Below are 18467 nucleotides of genomic sequence, written 5' to 3'. Positions count from 1 at the left end.
GAAATAGCCTGCTTTTCGCATGTCGCAATGAAGATTTCGTTCCGCTCTTGTTCTTTGAGAACAAATGTCGTACACGATGCGACAGACGTTGAACGCGTTTCGGCATTCCTTTAGCGACAGGGACGAATCCAATGGCGGCTTCTCTCAAGGTGATCGACGGCAAGATGGCAGCAACCGACAAGGCAGCAGGCGAACGGCAAAAGGCTCTGGACGCGGCGCTCGCGCAGATCGATCGCGCGTTCGGCAAGGGCAGCGCGATGAAGCTCGGCTCGAAGGAGACGATGCAGGTCGAAGCGATTTCGACCGGGTCGCTGGGACTCGACATCGCGCTTGGCGTCGGCGGCCTGCCGCGCGGCCGTGTGATCGAAATCTATGGCCCGGAAAGCTCGGGCAAGACGACGCTCGCGCTGCACGTGATCGCCGAAGCGCAGAAAATGGGCGGTACCGCCGCCTTTGTCGATGCCGAACACGCGCTCGATCCGGTTTATGCCCGCAAGCTGGGCGTCGATATCGACGAACTGATCGTGTCTCAGCCTGATACCGGCGAGCAGGCGCTGGAAATCACCGATACGCTGGTGCGTTCGAATGCGATCGACGTGCTGGTGGTCGATTCGGTTGCCGCGCTGGTGCCGCGCGCCGAAATCGAAGGCGAAATGGGCGACAGCCATGTCGGCCTGCAGGCGCGGCTGATGTCGCAAAGCCTGCGCAAGCTGACCGGATCGATCAGCCGCTCGCGCTGCATGGTGATCTTCATCAACCAGCTGCGCATGAAGATCGGCGTGATGTACGGCAATCCGGAAACCACGACCGGCGGTAATGCGCTCAAATTCTATGCTTCGGTGCGGCTCGACATTCGCCGCACCGGCCAGATCAAGGATCGCGACGACATCATCGGCAATTCGACGCGCGTGAAGGTGGTGAAGAACAAGGTCGCGCCGCCGTTCAAGCAAGTCGAATTCGACATCATGTATGGCGAAGGCGTGTCGAAGATCGGCGAGATCCTCGATCTCGGCGTCAAGGCGGGTCTGGTGGAAAAGGCCGGCGCCTGGTTCAGCTATGACAGCGTCCGCATCGGCCAGGGGCGTGAAAACGCCAAGACCTTCCTCAAGGAAAATCCCGATCTCTGCGACCGTCTCGAAAAGGCGATCCGTGGCCGGACCGATCAGGTGGCTGAGGAAATGATGACCGGACCCGACGCAGAGGATTGAGTCCTTCTACAATAAGGTATCGACCGTTTCGTTCGCGCGCATGGGGCGAAGGCGGTCACGGGACATGTTCCCACAGGAAGACCCGGCGTCGCTCCCTTGCGCCGGGTCTTTCCTGTTACCCGGCTTCCGCTACGAAACGCTTCGTGTGCGCTAATTTCCGGATCGTCCGCGCAATCTTCGTGCTGAAATTGCGGGAAATATCCGCGCCGACAGGGTAGACCGCGCTCCAACGATTTCGCCGACGGAGCTCTGGCACGATGATCACGGTTCACCATCTCGAAAATTCGCGCTCGCAGCGGATCCTCTGGCTGCTCGAGGAACTGGGCATGCCCTATGAGGTCCAGCGCTATGCGCGCAACAAGCAGACCATGCTTGCGCCGCCCGAGCTTAGGCGCGTGCACCCGTTGGGCAAATCGCCGGTCATTACCGATTCGAGCAGTGCGTCGCAGGCAGGCCCGCGTGTTGTGGCGGAAACCGGCGCCATCGTCGAATATCTGGTCGAAAAGGCCGATGGCAGGCTTGGTGCGCCGGCGCACCGCGAAAACACGCTGCGCTATCGCCACTTCATGCATTATGCCGAAGGGTCGCTGATGCCGCCGTTGCTGGTGAAGCTGGTGCTGACGCGCGTGCCCTTGTTCGGCAAGGCCGCGCAGAAGCGCATCCAGCCGATGATCGACACGCATCTCGACTGGGTCGAAACCGAACTCGCGTCGCGTCCCTGGTTCGCCGGCGACAGCTTCACCGCCGCTGACATCATGATGAGCTTTCCGCTGGAAGCCGCCGCGGCGCGGGCCGATGCCCGGAACGACCGTCCGCATATCGGCAAATGGCTGGAAACGATTCATGGCCGCCCCGCCTATCAGAGGGCTCTCGCCAAGGGCGGCCCTTATGCCTATGCGTGACGCTTGGAAATCAGCAAGGGGGTATTGATGGAAGCGGCCGAGGGCAGCGCAACAACGGAAGCGCGCGGCGAAAGCAAGCTGCAATGGTGGATGCTGGGCGGGTTCGCGCTCGGCCTGGGGCTTGGCCTCCTGGTGCATTTCTTCGCCGGTGGCGCGTCCTGGGTGGAAACGGTGACGACCTATGTCACCGGTCCGATCGGCCAGCTTTTCCTCCGCCTGCTCTTCATGCTCGTCATTCCGCTGCTGTTTTCGGCGCTGGTCGTCGGCATCGCCGAAATGGGCGAGATCAAGTCGCTCCGCCGTGTCGGCCTGCGCACGCTGATGCTGACGATCGTCGTGTCGAGCATCGCGGTGCTGATCAGCATTGGCATCGTCAATCTGCTTCAGCCGGGTGCCGGCACCGATCCCGCCATGGTCCAGTCGATGCTCGACGACGCCGGCAGCAATGCCAGCGCCATCCTCGAACGCACCGGTTCGACGCCTACCGGTATCGATGCCGTGCTTTCGATTGTCCCGTCGAACGTCGTTTCGGCGATGACTGCGAACGATATTCTGGCGGTGATGTTCTTTGCGCTGTTTTTCGGCATCGGCATCCTGCTGGCGGGTGACCGGCGCGAAGTTCAGGTGCTGAAGGACGGCATCGAAGGCATCTTCGTCGTCGCGATGAAACTGATCGGCATCGTCATCAAAATGGCGCCGCTCGCGGTCTTTTGTTTCATGTTCAACCTCGCCGCGCTGTTCGGCTGGGAATTGATGGTGCGGCTGTCGGCCTATGTCGGCGTGGTGCTGCTCGCGCTTGGGGCGCAGATGTTCCTCGTCTTCCCGCTGCTGCTGATCCTGATCGCGAAGAAGAACCCGCTCGATTTCTTCCGTCAGACTCAGGAAGCGACGGTGATGGCCTTTTCGACTGCATCGTCGAACGCGACATTGCCGACGGCGCTGCGCGTCGCCGATCTTGAGCTCAAGCTTCCGCGTAAGGTTGCCCGGTTCGTGCTGACGGTGGGCGCGACTGCGAATCAGAACGGCACCGCGATGTTCGAAGGCGTCACGGTTCTGTTTCTCGCGCAGTTTTTCGGCGTCGATCTCAGCTTCACCCAGCAAGTCACGGTGATGCTGATCTGCATCCTTGGCGGCATCGGAACGGCGGGCGTGCCTGCGGGATCACTGCCGGTCGTGGCGCTGATTCTCGGCATGGTCGGCGTCCCGCCCGAAGGGATCGGCCTGGTTCTGGGCGTCGATCGGTTCCTCGATATGTGCCGTACCACGCTCAACGTCGTCGGCGATCTGGTGCTCGCCACGGTCGTGTCGACCGGAGAGAAGGACGCGCCGGAGGGAGCGCCGGCATGATCGTCGATCGCCGCAGGCTGATTGCCGGCGCGGCGATGGTGCCGCTGCTTGCGACGCCCTTCGCCCGCGCGCTGGCGCAGCAGGCGAGCGACTTGCCGAACCTTGCCGCCAATGCAGTCGAAATCGGGCCGGAGGAGCGGGCAGGGCGGATCGCGCGTGCCCAGCAACTGATGCAGGAACAGGGCATCGGCGCGGTGGTGATCGAGCCCGGCGCGTCGATGATCTATTTCAGCGGCGTACGCTGGTGGCGCAGCGAGCGGCTGACCGCGCTGGTGATTCCGCAGGAGGGTGAGCCGTGCATCGTCACGCCCTTCTTCGAAGAGCCTTCGGTGCGCGAATCGCTCGGGGTCCCGTGCGAAGTGCGCGTGTGGCAGGAACATGAGGACCCGACCGAAATTGTCGCGGGATTTCTCAAGGATCGCGGGCTTGCCGACAAGCCGGTCGGTATCGAGGAATCGGTGCGCTATTTCGCGGTCGCGGGGCTGGGCAGGGCGCTACCCGATGCCCGGCTGGTTCCCGGCGATCCGATCATTCGCGGCTGCCGCATGATCAAAACGCCCGCCGAACTCGCGCTGATGCAGATCGCGACCGACATCACCATCGCCGCCTATCGCTGGACCTGGCCGCAGATCGAATCGGGCATGACTCCGCGCGACATCGGCGCGCTGATGACGGCGGCGACACGCGCGATGGGGGGCAATGTCGAATTCAACCTGATCCTGCTGGGCGAGGCGTCGGCCTATCCGCATGGATCGGGCCAGCCACAGATGGTTCGCCCGGGCGAAGTCGTGCTGATGGATTGCGGCTGTTCGGTGCATGATTATGAATCCGATGTCTCGCGCACCTTCGTTCATGGCGAAGCGACGCCCGAACAGCGCAAGGTGTGGAACGAAGTCCATCGCGGCCAGCAGATCGCGTTCGAGGCGGCGCAGGTCGGCACGCCTGCGGGCGCGGTCGATGATGCGGTGCGCCGCTATTATGACAGCCTCGGCTATGGCCCCGATTATGCGCTGCCCGGCCTGTCGCATCGCACGGGGCACGGCATCGGCATGGAAGGCCACGAACCGGTCAATTTCGTGCGTGGTGAGGCGACGTTGCTCAAGCCGGGCATGTGCTTCTCCGACGAACCGGGCATCTATCTACCCGGCAAATTCGGCGTGCGGCTCGAGGACTGCATCCACATCACCGAAACCGGCCCCGCATGGTTCAGCGAACCGCCGGTCAGCCTGGACGAACCTTTCCGCTGATCACCGGGGCTAGTGCAGATGGCGCAGCTTGTCCGGGTTGCGCATGATATAGATCGCGCGAATGCGATCGCCGTCGATATCGAGCGCAGTGGTTTGTAACACGCCGTCGCCTTCGCGCGTCACGAAACCCGGCAGGCCGTTGATGAATGTGGTTCGCACCAGCTGCGACCCATATTTGCGGAACAATATCGCCAGCGCCCGATGCAATCGGACGACCTGATCTGCCCCGATGACGGGAACGATGGCGGCCGGTCGCTTGCCTCCGCCATCCGAATGAATCGAAACGTCATCGGCCAGCATGGCCCGTAATGCCGTAGTATCGCCGCTGCGCGACGCGTGGAAAAATGCCTGGGCGAGTTGCAGGCCGCGCTCGCGCTCGATCATGAATCGCGGCCGTTCGGCATGGACATGGGAGCGCGCCCGGCTCGCCAGTTGGCGGCAACTGGCCGGTTCGCGACCGATCGTCGCGGCCACTTCGGCGAAGTCGAGCCCGAACACATCGTGCAACAGGAACGCAGCGCGTTCGAGCGGCGACAGGCGTTCCAGCGCCAGCATCAGCGGGAGTGTGACATCGTCCGGGTCACTGCCGCCATCTTCGATCACCGGATCGGGCAGCCAGGGGCCGATATAGGTTTCGCGCCGATGCCGTGCCGATTTGAGCTGATCGAGGCATAGTCGCGTCACGGTGCGCCGCAGCCATGCCTCCGGCTCGCGAATGGCGGCGCGGTCGGTTGCCATCCAGCGCAGGAACCCCTCCTGCACCGCATCTTCCGCATCCGAAACCGAACCCAGCATGCGATAGGCCACACGAATCAGCACCGGACGCAGCGGCGTGAAAGCCGCCGCCGCGTCGCTATCGTCGAGGGTGGAAGGCGGGTTCACGCCGCTTGCGAGGGCGTGACCTTGCCACGCACCGGTTCGATCCACAGCCCGAATCCCGTCGCCAGCCGGTTCCAGCCGGCGATGATGTTGATCATCAGGGTCAGCCGCACCTGCTCCTCCGGATCGAAATGTTCGGCAAGCGCGGTCTTCGCCGAATCCATCGCATGTCCTTCCGAAAGGCGAGTCAGTGCCTCGGTCCAGCCAAGCGCGGCGCGCTCGCGATCACTGTAACATGGCGCGTCGCGCCATGCCGACAACAGATAGATGCGCTGCTCGGTCTCGTCCTGCGCGCGGGCTTCGGCAGTGTGCATGTTGATGCAATTCGCGCAGCCGTTGATTTGCGATGTACGGATCATCACCAGCGCCGCAGTGACGGGATCGATGCTGTGCCCGACATTTGTCGAAAGCTGCTTCCATTGCCGCATCAGTTCGGGTTCGGCGGCGAAGATGTCGGTCTTGTCAGTCATGTCCCGGTTTCCTTTCAATCTGTCCGGAAGCATGACGAGACGCGGTGCGCGAATGTGACATGGACGACAAAAAATCGTGGCGAAAGCCGCAAGGGGGTCAGTCGATCACATCCATCGAACCGTTTCGCTTGAGTGACACGCGGACCGCGCCTAAATCGCTGGCATGACGTCCACAAACGATATCCGCCGCTCGTTCCTCGACTATTTCGAGCGTGAAGGGCACGCCAAGGTGCCTTCGGCGCCGCTGGTTCCGCATAACGATCCCACGCTGATGTTCGTGAATGCCGGCATGGTGCCGTTCAAGAACGTGTTCACCGGCCTGGAGCATCGGGATTATTCGACTGCGACCAGCAGCCAGAAATGCGTGCGCGCGGGCGGCAAGCATAATGATCTGGACAATGTCGGCTATACCGCGCGGCATCATACCTTCTTTGAAATGCTGGGGAATTTCTCGTTCGGCGACTATTTCAAGGATCGCGCGATCGAACTCGCCTGGGGGCTGGTGACCAAGGAATGGGGCATCGATCCCAAGCGGCTGCTCGTCACTGTCTTCCATGAGGACGATCAGGCGGCGGACCTGTGGAAAAAGATCGCGGGCCTTCCCGAGGATCGCATCATCCGCATCGCCTCCAGCGACAATTTCTGGACGATGGGCGATGATGGCCCCTGCGGCCCGTGCTCGGAAATCTTCTATGATCATGGCGATCATATCCCCGGCGGCCCTCCCGGTTCGCCCGACGAGGATGGCGATCGCTTCATCGAGATCTGGAACCTCGTCTTCATGCAATATGTGCAGGCGGGCGGAAAGATCGTCGGCGACCTGCCCAAACAGTCGATCGACACCGGCATGGGGCTGGAACGGATCGCCGCGCTGCTCCAGGGCAAGCACGACAATTACGATATCGACACTTTCGTTGCGCTGATCGACGAAAGCGCCGCGCTGACCGGCACGTCGACCGGTGGCGAGAACAAGGCGAGCCATCGCGTCATCGCCGATCATTTGCGCGCCTCGGGCTTTCTGGTTGCGGACGGCGTGCTACCGGCGAATGAAGGGCGCGGCTATGTCCTGCGCCGCATCATGCGCCGCGCGATGCGGCATGCGCATCTGCTGGGTGCCAAGGAGCCGTTGATGCACCGGCTGGTGCCCTCGCTGGTTTCGGAAATGGGCGGGGCGTACCCCGACCTGATCCGTGCGCAGCCGTTGATCGAAGCAACCTTGTTGCAGGAGGAAACCCGCTTCCGCCGTACGCTGGCGACGGGCCTGAAGCTGCTTGAGGAAGCGACGATCGAGCTGGGCGCTGGCGATACGCTGGCCGGCGAAACCGCGTTCAAGCTCTATGACACCTATGGCTTCCCCTATGACCTGACCGAAGACGCGCTGCGCAGCCAGTCGATCGCAGTCGACCGCGCCGGATTCGACGCCGCGATGGCCGAACAAAAGGCCGCTGCGCGCGCGGCGTGGAAGGGGTCAGGGGCAAAGGCTTCGGACGATATCTGGTTCGACATTGCCGACGAAGTGGGGTCGACCGAATTCACCGGATATTCGGCGACCGAAAGCGACGGACAGGTCGTCGCGCTTATCAAGGACGGCCAGCGTGTCGAGCGTGCCGGGCCGGGCGACGAAATCGTCATCCTGACCAACCAGACGCCCTTTTATGGCGAAAGCGGCGGCCAGATGGGTGACGCGGGAATCGTCAGCGATGACAAGGGTTTGCGCGCCATCGTTTCCGATACGTCGAAGCCGCTCGGGCGGCTCCATGCGCATCAGGCGACGGTCGAAAGCGGCGACATCGCAGTGGGCGACACAGTGCATCTTGCCATCGATGTCGCGCGCCGCGATGCGATCCGCGCCAATCACTCTGCGACGCATTTGCTCCATGCCGCGCTGCGTTCGACGCTTGGCCCGCATGTGAGCCAGAAGGGCAGTCTGGTCGCGCCCGATCGTCTGCGTTTCGATTTCTCGCATCCCTCGGCGCTGACGGCGGAAGAGATTGCGGCGATCGAGGCCGATGTGAATGCGCAGATCCGCCACAATGAAGCGGTGACGACGCGGCTGATGACGCCCGACGATGCCATTGCCGCAGGCGCGATGGCACTGTTCGGTGAAAAATATGGCGATGAAGTCCGCGTGCTTTCGATGGGCAAGGCGGTGGACAAGCATTTCTCCGTCGAACTGTGCGGCGGCACGCACGTCACTGCGCTGGGCGACATCGCGATTTTCAAGATCGTGTCCGAAAGCGCGGTTTCGAGCGGCGTTCGCCGGATCGAGGCACTGACCGGCGAAGGCGCGCGTCAGTGGCTGGTCGGGCGTGACGAAAAGCTGCGCGAAGCGGCATCGGTGCTCAAATCCTCGCCCGACGAAGTGCCCGCGCGCATCGTCAGCCTGGTCGAGGAGCGCAAACGGCTCGAACGCGAACTCGCCGACGCCAAAAAGGCACTGGCACTGGGCGGTGGGGGCGGTGCGCCTGCTGCCGGCCCGGAGCAAGTGGCGGGCGTCAACTTCCTGGGTCAGGTGCTCGACGGGCTGGATCCCAAGGCACTGCGCGGTGCAATCGATGATGCCAAGCAGCGGGTCGGATCGGGCATCGTGGCGCTGGTGGCGGTCAATGACGGTCGCGCTTCTGTTGCGGTGGGCGTAACCGATGACCTGATCGCTACGCACAGCGCCGTCGATCTGGTGAAAGCGGCGGTCGAAGCGCTGGGCGGGAAGGGCGGCGGCGGCCGTCCCGACATGGCGCAGGGCGGGGGCCCCGATGGCGACAAGGGTGCCGAGGCGCTTGCCGCCGTAAAGGGCGCGCTGGAGGCTGCGAAGGAAGCGGCCTGACCGCGGACGGACAGGATCGCACACAGTAAGGGTCCGGGCGGCAGTCCGGGCCCTAACTGTTGATGTTCCCATCATGTTCCGGATGCGCTAAGCCCTCGCCATGGCACCGGGCGATGTCCGCAAGATCATTCATATCGACATGGACGCGTTCTTCGCGTCGGTGGAGCAGCGCGACGCGCCGGAGCTGCGTGGCAAGCCGGTGGCGGTCGGTCACGGCGCATCGCGCGGGGTGGTTGCGGCGGCGAGTTACGAAGCGCGCGAATATGGCGTGCGTTCGGCGATGCCGTCGGTCACGGCGATCCGGCGGTGCCCGGAGCTTGTTTTCGTGCGCCCGCGCTTCGACGTCTATCGCGCGGTGTCGCAGCAGATTCATGCGATCTTCGCCGAATATACCGACCTTATTCAGCCGCTTTCGCTCGATGAGGCATATCTCGACGTCACGGAAAACCGGATGGGACTGGCGACCGCCTGGGCGACGGCGAAGGCGATCCGCGCGCGCATCCGGGAAGAGACCGGGCTGACCGCTTCGGCCGGGATTTCGTACAACAAGTTTCTCGCCAAACTCGCGTCCGATCACCGCAAGCCCAACGGCCAGTTCGCAGTGACGCCGGATATGGGCGCCGACTGGGTCGCGACATTGCCGGTCAAGCGTTTCCACGGTGTCGGGCCAGTAACGGCGGCAAAGATGAACCGGCTGGGCATCGAAACCGGAGCCGATCTGCGCGCGCAATCGATGGAATTCCTGCAACGGCATTTCGGCAGTTCGGCGCAATGGTATCATGCAATCGCGCGCGGCGAGGATGATCGCCCGGTCAATCCCAACCGGACGCGCAAATCATCGGGTTCGGAAACCACCTTTCGCAGCGACCTGACCGATCCTGCGGAAATCGAAGCGGGGGTGCTGGGTCAGGCCGATAGTGTCTGGGACTGGTGCGAAAAGGCGCAGCGGTTCGGGCGAACCGTCACTGTGAAAGTGAAATTCGCCGATTTCCGCCAGATCACGCGCAGCCGCAGCCAGCCCGCGCCGGTGCGCACGCAAGCGGCCTTGCGCGAGGCGAGCCTTGCGCTGATCCGCGGCGTGCTGCCGACGCAAATGGGTATCCGGCTGGTGGGCGTGACCGTGTCCAACTTTCCCAGCGAGGAATCCGGGGAGGAATTGCCGTTGCTCGGCGGCGCCGCCTGAACGCCTGCTATTGCCGCGACAAGATGGTTGCGATGTCGCTGGAGGGCGGCAGAATACCGAAACTGCGCCCGCCTTCACCGGCGATGCGCGTGGCGATGAAGGCGTCGCTGACGGCGGCGGGCGCATGACGGATCAGCAGGCTGGCCTGTAGCAGCAATGCCAGTCGTTCGGCGATGAAGCGCGCTTCGCTTTCCGACGGCAGGCCCTTGGCGAGCCGATCCTGCAAAGCGGCAACCTCACCGTCGAAGCGCGCGTCGCTCCCGCGTGCCGTCGCCAGTTCGGCAAAGAGCGCCTGTCCAGCCTCGGGCTCCTTTGCCAGCGTGCGCAGGATATCGAGCGCGATGACATTGCCCGAACCTTCCCAGATCGCGTTGAGCGGCGCCTCGCGATAATAGCGGGCGAGGGGGGCTTCCTCGACATATCCGGCGCCGCCCAGGCATTCCATGCATTCGTAAACGAAATTGGCGCAGCGTTTGGTCAGCCAATATTTGGCGAGCGCGACGGCGATGCGCGCAAAGGCGGGCTCGTCGTCAAAGGCGCGTGCAACGCGCATCACCATCGCGGCGGCGGCTTCATATTCGATGGCCAGATCGGCGATCACCGCCGCCATTGCCGGCTGGTCGATCAGTGTCTTCTGAAACACGCGGCGATGGCGGACATGGTGCACGGCCTCTGCCAATGCGCGGCGCATGATGCCCAGCGTGCCGGCGATCGTGCCGAGCCGGGTGTGGTGGACCATGTCGATGATCGTGCGCACGCCGCGCCCCGGTTCGCCGATCATCCACGCGAAGGCACCGTGATATTCGATCTCGCTCGACGCATTGGATTTGTTGCCCAGCTTGTCCTTCAGCCGCATCACATGGATCGCGTTGCGCTCGCCATCGGGTGTGATCCGGGGGACGAGGAAACAGGTGAGGCCGTCACCGACATAAGCGAGGGTAAGAAACCCGTCGCTCATCGGGGCGGAGCAGAACCATTTATGGCCGGTCAGCCGCCAGCCGTCAGTGGCCCGTTCGGCGCGGGTCGTATTGGCGCGTACGTCGCTGCCGCCCTGTTTCTCGGTCATTGCCATGCCCAGCGTAATCCCCGCCTTTTCGGCGATGGGGCGCAGCGGCGCGTCATAGGTGCCGCCGATCAGCTTGTTCAGCCAGGGCTCGGCGACCTCGGGTTGTGTCCGCAACGCCGGCACCGCGGCATAGGTCATGTTGATCGGGCACATCACGCCCGCTTCCGTCTGGGTAAAGACAGCCAGCATCGCGGCATGGCCGACATGCCCGCCCGGCCGGTCCGCGCGCCAGGCGATGTCATGGATGCCATGATCCATCGCCGCCGCCATCAGCCGGTGATAGGCGGGGTGAAAGCGCGCCTCATCGATCTGGCGGCCATAGCGATCGAACCGCACCAGTTCGGGTGGGTTGCGATTGGCAATATCGCCCAGGTCGAGCATTTCCTCCGATCCACATGCGGTGCCCAGCGCCGTCAGCGGTCCGTCGAGCCAATCGCCGCCCTCGCGCCGTACCGCTTCGCGCAAGGCGGTGTCGGTGGCGTACAGGTCGCGTTCGCCGAATTCGGGCGGCTGGTTGGTGACCTCATGCGTTTCGAGGCGCGTCGCGGGGGCGAAGCGGGGCATCATGGCTCTCCTGTCCTGCGTCGCCGGGGTCTCGCGCCCCGTGCAACGTCAACTTTGTGCGTCGCCCAGGCGATGAATGCGCAGCCGCGGTTCCCGGTCCAGCCCGGCATCGTCCATGATCGCCTTGCGCATTTCGTCGCGCTTGTCGTGAATCGAGGCGATGACCGGTCCGACGGCGATGCCGAGATCGACCAGCAACGCTTCGGAAAGCTGCAGCGAGCTTTCGAGCGTTTCGGGCACGGCATCGGTTGCCCCGGCCTTGTACAATTCGGCGGCGTGGCGGGAATCGCGGGCGCGCGCGATGACCGGCAGATGCGGAACCCAGCTGCGCACCCGCCGGGTCAGGCGCACGGTCAGCACCGGATCGTCCATCGTCAGCACCAGCGCGGTCGCCCGGCCCAGGTTCAGCATATCCACGAATTCGGTGCGCCCGACATTGCCGAACAGCACATGATATCCTTCGCGCCGGGCCGAGGTGACATTGTCGATATCGGCGTCGACGGCGGTATAGCGAATGCCGTGCCGGACCAGCATGTCCGCCACCGTCCGGCCGACGCGACCGAAGCCGATGACGACGGTTCCGGGCCCTTCGGGCGCGACTTCGGTTTCTTCCTTCTCTTCGTTGGATTGCCGTTCGATCATCCGCGAAGCGAGCTTTCCCGCCTTGGCCAGCAGCGGGGTGATGGTGAGGCCGATTGCCGTCACGCTGGTCCAGAAGGCGGCGGTCGACGGCAGGATCAGGCCGGCGGCCGCCGCGACGCCGAGCACGATCAGTGTCGTTTCCGAAGGGCTGGCCATCAGCACGCCGGTTTCGGCAGCGGTGCCGGTACGCGCGCCGCTGAGTTTCAGCAGCGCCATCGTCACCCCTGCCTTGACGACCATGACCGCCAGGATGGCGCTGAGCAGCGTCGTCCAGTTCATCGCGACCAGCCGCAGATCGAGCTGCATGCCGACCGTGATCAGAAATACGCCCAGCGCGAGCCCGCGAAACGGCGCAGTGATCGATTCGACTTCCGAACGATATTCGGTCTCCGCGATCATCATCCCCGCGATCAGCGCGCCGACGATCGGCGACAGGCCGATCACCGATGTCGCCAGGCTGGCGACGATCACGACGAGCAGGCTGGCCGCCAGAAACAGCTCGGGGCTTTTGGTTCGCGCAGCCTGAGCGAAAAGCTGCGGGACGAGGAACCGTCCCGCCAGGATCAGCACGGTGATGGTGACGACGCCGATCAGGATGACCCGCCACAGATCGTCGGTCCCGGCGTCCATCGACAGCGGTGAAATCGCACCCAGCAGGAAGATGATCGGAAAAAGCGCCAGATCCTCGAACAACAGCATCGCGAACGCGGCGCGGCCGACCGGGCTGGTCGTCCCGGCGATCGGCAACACCAGTGCAGTCGAGGAAAGCGCAAGCGCGAGGCCGAGACCGATGGCACCGCCCCAGCTCTGACCCAGCAAGTGGATACCGACGCCAAGCAACAGTCCCGAACCGAGCAGTTCGGCGACACCGACGCCGAACACCAAAGATCGCATTGCCCAAAGTCGCTTGAACGACAGCTCCAGTCCGATCGCGAACAGCAGCAGGATGATGCCGAATTCGGCAAAGGGTTCGATCGCATGCGGATCGGAAATGGTGATGTGATAGAGCCAGGGGTAATTGCTCACGAGCGAGCCCAGCCCGGCAGGCCCCACCAGCACGCCGACCAGGATGAACCCGATCACCGGGCTGATCTTGTACCGCGCAAAGGCAGGGATCACGATCCCCGCGGCCCCCAAAATCACCAGCGCGTCGCTGAATCCGTTATTTTCCACATTGAGCATGGCGCCATTCTTACGTGCTCGACGCGGATTGTCATCGGAAAGGATGCGTGCCGGCTTACGAAAATCGCTTTTGTACCGGCCGGATGACCGGTGAAGCGGCGCCCTGAATCAAAACGGCCCGCCGCTCGTTTCCGAGCGGCGGGCCGCAAAAGCCTGAATGGCGTAAGGGGCTCAGCCGAGACCCTGTTTGCTCATTTCGGTTTCGAGGTTGACGCGGATCGCTTCGAAGAACTGCTCGGTGGTCATCCACGGCTGGTCCGGGCCGATCAGGATCGCGAGATCCTTGGTCATCTGGCCGCCTTCGACGGTGTCGACACAGACCTTTTCGAGCGTTTCGGCGAACTTCGTCACATCGGGCGTATTGTCGAACTTGCCGCGATAGATCAGGCCGCGCGTCCAGGCGAAAATCGACGCGATCGGGTTGGTCGACGTCGCCTTGCCCTGCTGGTGCTGGCGATAGTGGCGCGTAACGGTGCCGTGCGCCGCTTCGGCTTCCACGGTCTTGCCGTCGGGCGACATCAGCACCGAAGTCATCAGGCCGAGCGAGCCGAAACCCTGCGCGACGGTGTCCGACTGGACGTCGCCGTCATAATTCTTGCAGGCCCAGATGAATTCGCCGTGCCACTTGAGCGCCGAAGCGACCATGTCGTCGATCAGGCGGTGCTGATATTCGATGCCCAGTTCCTTGAACTTGGCTTCGAATTCGGTTTCGAACACTTCCTGGAAAATGTCCTTGAAGCGACCGTCATAGGCCTTGAGGATCGTGTTCTTGGTCGAGAGATAGACCGGCCATTTGCGGTCGACGCCATAGTTGAGCGATGCACGCGCGAAATCGCGGATCGATTCGTCCAGATTGTACATTGCCATCGCGACGCCGGCGCCGGGGAACTGGAACACTTCCTCGTCGATCACGGTGCCGTCATCGCCTTCGAACACAAGGCGCAGCTTGCCGGGGCCGGGCACCTTGTAATCGGTCGCTTTATACTGGTCGCCAAATGCGTGGCGGCCGACGACGATCGGCTTGGTCCAGCCCGGGACGAGGCGGGGGACGTTGCGCATCACGATCGGCTCGCGGAAAACAACGCCGCCCAGAATGTTGCGGATCGTGCCGTTCGGCGACTTCCACATCTTCTTGAGGTCGAATTCCTCGACACGCGCTTCGTCCGGAGTGATCGTGGCGCACTTCACGCCAACGCCATGTTCCTTGATCGCATTGGCCGAATCGATCGTGATCTGATCGTTGGTTTCGTCACGCTTCTGGACCGAAAGGTCGTAATATTTGAGGTCGATGTCGAGATAGGGGAGAATGAGACGCTCACGGATCCATTGCCAGATGATCCGCGTCATCTCGTCGCCGTCGATCTCCACGACGGGGTTCTTGACCTGAATTTTCGCCATGCGTCTGCGCTTTCCTCTTGAAGGTTTGGCGCAGGCTCTAGGGGCAAGCCGCGCCCGGATCAACCGGGCGGGGCCCCTCTTCGTGCATGCCGGTCAGCTGTAGCTCACAATCTCGAATTCGGTGCCGTCGGGATCGAGGAAATAGAAACGACGGCCCGGAGCGTATTCGGCATGGTTGAACGGGATCAGTCCGGCGTCGATGACCCGCTGTTCGATGCTGTCGAGGTCATCGACGCAAATGCCGATATGATTGAGCGGGCGTCCCTTGACGAAACTGTCTGCGTCCGGAGTTTCAGGCGGCGAATAGAGCGCGAGATAGAAACGATCATCGCCGACATGGACGCTATGCCCGTCGTTGAGGGCTGGGCCCTGCCAACGGACTTTCCAGTCGAATAGCTGTTCCATCAGCATTGCACTGCGCTCTGCGTCGCGAACGGTGATGTTGACGTGTTCGATGAAGATATCGGGCATGGAAATTCTCCGGGTTGGACTGCCATGCCACGAGCATCTACAAGCTCAAGTCAGGTTGAGGTCAAGAAGGAAATGCAATGGCGCTGCGACCCGACGATCAGCTGACGATCGGGGAACTGGCGCGCCGGACCGGGCTGGCGGTTTCGGCGATCCGTTTTTACGAGGAAAAGGGGCTGGTTGCGCCGCATCGCACGCGCGGCGGGCAACGCCGTTTCCTGCGTTCGGACATTCGCCGCCTGTCCTTTGCGATGATCGCGCAGGGGCTTGGACTGTCGCTTCCCGAAATCGCGGACGAACTCGATCGATTGCCGCAGGGAAGGGCGCCCAACGCGCGCGACTGGGCAGCGATCAGCAGCAAGATGAAACATCGGCTCGACGCGCGGATCGCGGAGCTGGAACGCACGCGCGACGTGCTCGACGGCTGTATCGGCTGCGGCTGTCTATCGCTGGCGAAATGCGCGCTCTACAATCCTCAGGATCGCGCGGCGCGGCGCGGGCCGGGGCCGCGCTTTACGCGGGAATCCAGCGCCGCCGCGGCAGCGCTGGATCCCGAAGGCTAGGTCGTCAGAAGCGGAAACGACCGCCGAGCGAAAGCACGATTGCGTTGGCGTCGCGCAATTCGCCATTGGTCAGGATCGGCGTCTGGGCCGCCGTGCCCGGATATGCTGCCGTCACACGATCGATCGTCGTGTCTTCGAACATCACATAATTGGCCGCCGCGTCGATCGAGAAGGCGTTGGAGACCTTCACGGTCGCACCGCCGCCGAAATTCCAGCGATCCGAATCCGGAACGCGCGCGTCGCGCTCGCCGTCGCGGGTCGGCGTCTGTGCATATTGCACGCCCGCACGCAGCGTCAGCGACGGATCGACCTGCATGTCGAAGCCGCCGGCGAAGCTCCAGCTGTCCTTGTAGTTTTCGGGAATCGCGGTGTTCAGCGGATCGCCGAGCGCGATCGAATCGAACTCGCTCCAGCCATAGCGAATCACCTGGGCGTTGAGCGTCAGCTTGTCGGTCGCCGCGAAACGAACCGCGCCGATCGCCTGCCACGGCGTCGAATAGGTCGCCGTCACGCCGTCAAGCGACATGTTCTGCGCCGCCAGCGGACCGACGAGGCCGCTGATTTCCACCGTGCCGTCCAAAGTGTGTTCGATGGCGGACTTGTACGACAGGCCGACCGTCACCGGTCCGCCATGCACCTGCACCCCGGCCGACCAGCCGAAATCCCAGCCATTGCCGTCGAGCGTCTGCTGACCATCGGGAAGCGCGGCGGAAAGATTGGGCAGCTTGTTGGAAAGCGTCGCCTCGGCATATTCGGCGTTCAGCGCGGCACCGACCCGCAGCCAGGATGTCGGCGCAAAGGCGATCGACGGCTGGATGTCATAGGTGCGCAGCCGCGTCTTGTCGGCCGAATAGCGTGCCCAGCTATCGTCGCGGTAATCGGTGGTGAAGCTGTAGGGAGAGGTCAGCGTCAGGCCGACCGAAAGCCGGTCGCTGAGCGGCACGGCGATCGATCCGGTCGGCAACACGCCTTCCTCGATCGGATTGGTCGAATAGGCCGTACCGCCGACCGGCGCGGCGCTCTGGCCGGGACGGACGATCAGCGTGCCGGTGTCGACGACTTCGCCCGCGGGCAGGATCGCTGCAGCCGAAGCAGTGATTTCGGCGCGGTCAAGGCCCGCGCTCGCCGCCGGATTCCACCAGAGCGAATCCGCGCCGGTATCGGCCGCTTCCCCCGAAAAGGCGCGACCGGCCGCCTTGGCCGATTGTTCCTGAAGATAGAAAGCCTGGGCGTTGGCGGTGCCCGAAAAGCAGAAAAGCGCCAACGGCGATGCCGCGGCGGCAAGCAAACACTTATTTTGAAAACGCATTACGCAACCCTGTCAAACAATATCCAAGACATGAAAGCGCCGGTCCACTTTTGTCGGCCCGACATTTCAGACGGGTCTGTGAATTGCCTGCGCTTCCAATGCAAGAACCAGCGGAAAGGCGCCGGGTTCCGTGGTCAGATCCACTTCAGGATACGAAATATGATCAACTGCAACGCTGTCATCGCACACAGGATTCCGGTCAGTATCCAGAATCCGTTGGGATCGTTCATGCCGGGGATGCCGCCCAGATTGACGCCGAGCAATGCGGTCACGAAGCTGAGCGGCAGGAAAATGCCAGCCGCAATGGTCAACAGATAGACGCGATGATTGGCCATATTGGCGGCGCGGTTGTTGATGTCGTCCTGAAGGACCAGGGCACTTTCCTTTGAAACATCAAGGTCTTCGAGGTAGCGCTTGAGCCGATCGATCGTTTCGCGAATGTCGCGGCTGTTATTTTCGTTCAGCCACTCGGGCGGATCGCGGCTGATTTGCAGCAATGCTTCATGCTGGGGCGACATATGCCGTTTGAGCGCAAGGCAGTTGCGACGGATGGTGGCGATGATCGTCAGCACATCGTCGGTGTCATAATCGCCGGGACCGTCTTCCAGCTCGTCGATTTTCTCGTTCATGTCGACGATCGTGCTGCCGATCTTGGTCACCAGATGCTCGATGATTTCGGTGACGAGGTCGCCGGTGCGTTTCGGGCCATTGCCGCGGTCGAGCATCGCCGCGATCTCGCGCGGGGATTGCAGCGGCCGGCGGCGCAACGTCAGCACCCGATTGCCGCGCGCCCACATGCGCAGCGACACCATGTCCTCCGGCTCGGCATTGGGATTGAAATTGATCCCGCGCAGCACCGCGACCAGCGCATCGCCTTCGCGAAACGCGCGCGGGCGCGTTTCATCGGCGGTCAGAGCTTCCGCCGTGGCTTCGGACAGGCCGAGTTCGGATTGCAGCCAGTCGTCGACGCAATCGACGCTCCGGTCGACATGCATCCACAGCGTTTCCTGCGGATCGTGCGGCATCCAGTGGCGTGCCGCTTCCCACCCCAGCGCCGTCGCGCCGCCGCGCCCGTTCAGAACGCGCGCAAAGATCAGCCCGGTTTGCGGGTCGGCCATCATCTGGTCGTCGACAGGGGGTGCCTTCATGCCGGCGAGAATAGCGACGCTTTGCCGCGGAGCAATCGCCCAACGCCCGGAGCGCTGCCCTTTACTG

The 18467-nt window shown here is 63.1% G+C and carries 15 protein-coding genes; 7 read left to right on the top strand and 8 right to left on the bottom strand.

Going from position 1 to position 18467, the window contains the following annotated elements:
* The first annotated feature begins 131 nt into the window (after positions 1-131).
* The 4 genes from recA to DKB74_RS17055 all read left to right on the top strand — a co-directional run bounded on the left by recA (position 132) and on the right by DKB74_RS17055 (position 4704).
* Complete coding sequence (gene recA, locus DKB74_RS17070) at positions 132-1208, top strand: recombinase RecA (protein WP_109809405.1); 1077 nt, start codon at positions 132-134, stop codon at positions 1206-1208.
* Positions 1209-1465: 257 nt separating this feature from the next.
* The gene (locus DKB74_RS17065; protein ID WP_109809404.1) at positions 1466-2110 is read left to right on the top strand and encodes a glutathione S-transferase family protein; all 645 of its coding nucleotides are present in this window, start codon (positions 1466-1468) and stop codon (positions 2108-2110) included.
* Positions 2111-2137: 27 nt separating this feature from the next.
* Positions 2138-3457, top strand: coding sequence for a dicarboxylate/amino acid:cation symporter (locus tag DKB74_RS17060; RefSeq protein WP_239987577.1), 1320 nt, complete (start codon positions 2138-2140; stop codon positions 3455-3457).
* The gene (locus DKB74_RS17055) at positions 3454-4704 is read left to right on the top strand and encodes a M24 family metallopeptidase (protein ID WP_109809403.1); all 1251 of its coding nucleotides are present in this window, start codon (positions 3454-3456) and stop codon (positions 4702-4704) included. Before DKB74_RS17060 ends, DKB74_RS17055 begins: the two co-directional genes overlap by 4 nt.
* Before the next feature lie 9 nt (positions 4705-4713).
* Here DKB74_RS17055 and DKB74_RS17050 read toward each other — a convergent pair whose 3' ends face one another.
* Complete coding sequence (locus tag DKB74_RS17050) at positions 4714-5586, bottom strand: sigma-70 family RNA polymerase sigma factor (protein ID WP_205007899.1); 873 nt, start codon at positions 5584-5586, stop codon at positions 4714-4716.
* Positions 5583-6053, bottom strand: coding sequence for a carboxymuconolactone decarboxylase family protein (locus tag DKB74_RS17045; RefSeq protein WP_109809401.1), 471 nt, complete (start codon positions 6051-6053; stop codon positions 5583-5585). The genes DKB74_RS17050 and DKB74_RS17045 overlap by 4 nt, the downstream gene beginning before the upstream one ends.
* A gap of 163 nt (positions 6054-6216) precedes the next feature.
* Here DKB74_RS17045 and alaS point away from each other — a divergent pair, with 163 nt between their 5' ends.
* Complete coding sequence (alaS, locus tag DKB74_RS17040) at positions 6217-8877, top strand: alanine--tRNA ligase (protein ID WP_109809400.1); 2661 nt, start codon at positions 6217-6219, stop codon at positions 8875-8877.
* Positions 8878-8977: 100 nt separating this feature from the next.
* The gene (gene dinB / locus DKB74_RS17035; RefSeq protein WP_109809399.1) at positions 8978-10060 is read left to right on the top strand and encodes a DNA polymerase IV; all 1083 of its coding nucleotides are present in this window, start codon (positions 8978-8980) and stop codon (positions 10058-10060) included.
* Positions 10061-10067: 7 nt separating this feature from the next.
* On the opposite strand, the gene DKB74_RS17030 is transcribed toward dinB, so the two are convergent.
* From DKB74_RS17030 to DKB74_RS17015, 4 genes are all read right to left on the bottom strand, one after another.
* On the bottom strand, positions 10068-11690 hold the full coding sequence (locus tag DKB74_RS17030; protein ID WP_109809506.1) for an acyl-CoA dehydrogenase family protein: 1623 nt from the start codon (positions 11688-11690) through the stop codon (positions 10068-10070).
* 48 nt (positions 11691-11738) lie between these two features.
* The gene (locus tag DKB74_RS17025; RefSeq protein ID WP_109809398.1) at positions 11739-13514 is read right to left on the bottom strand and encodes a cation:proton antiporter domain-containing protein; all 1776 of its coding nucleotides are present in this window, start codon (positions 13512-13514) and stop codon (positions 11739-11741) included.
* A 171-nt stretch (positions 13515-13685) separates the two neighbouring features.
* Positions 13686-14912 carry an NADP-dependent isocitrate dehydrogenase gene (locus DKB74_RS17020; RefSeq protein ID WP_109809397.1) on the bottom strand — a complete coding sequence of 409 codons (1227 nt, stop codon included), beginning with the start codon at positions 14910-14912 and terminating at the stop codon, positions 13686-13688.
* 93 nt (positions 14913-15005) lie between these two features.
* Entirely contained in the window at positions 15006-15383 is a 378-nt protein-coding gene (locus DKB74_RS17015; RefSeq protein ID WP_109809396.1) for a VOC family protein, read from the bottom strand.
* 77 nt (positions 15384-15460) lie between these two features.
* Between DKB74_RS17015 and soxR the strand changes: the two genes are divergently transcribed.
* Complete coding sequence (gene soxR, locus DKB74_RS17010) at positions 15461-15943, top strand: redox-sensitive transcriptional activator SoxR (RefSeq protein ID WP_420822422.1); 483 nt, start codon at positions 15461-15463, stop codon at positions 15941-15943.
* Positions 15944-15947: 4 nt separating this feature from the next.
* On the opposite strand, the gene DKB74_RS17005 is transcribed toward soxR, so the two are convergent.
* Entirely contained in the window at positions 15948-17252 is a 1305-nt protein-coding gene (locus tag DKB74_RS17005; protein ID WP_109809395.1) for an OmpP1/FadL family transporter, read from the bottom strand.
* 134 nt (positions 17253-17386) lie between these two features.
* Positions 17387-18400, bottom strand: coding sequence for a zinc transporter ZntB (locus DKB74_RS17000; RefSeq protein WP_164497959.1), 1014 nt, complete (start codon positions 18398-18400; stop codon positions 17387-17389).
* Between the last annotated feature and the right edge of the window lie 67 nt (positions 18401-18467).

Origin of the sequence: Stakelama portus (assembly GCF_003171655.1) — a bacterium.
In the GTDB taxonomy this organism is placed as follows: Bacteria; Pseudomonadota; Alphaproteobacteria; order Sphingomonadales; family Sphingomonadaceae; genus Sphingomonas; species Sphingomonas portus.
Note: the sequence above shows the minus strand (reverse complement) of the source record. Positions and strands in the feature narration are given on the sequence as shown.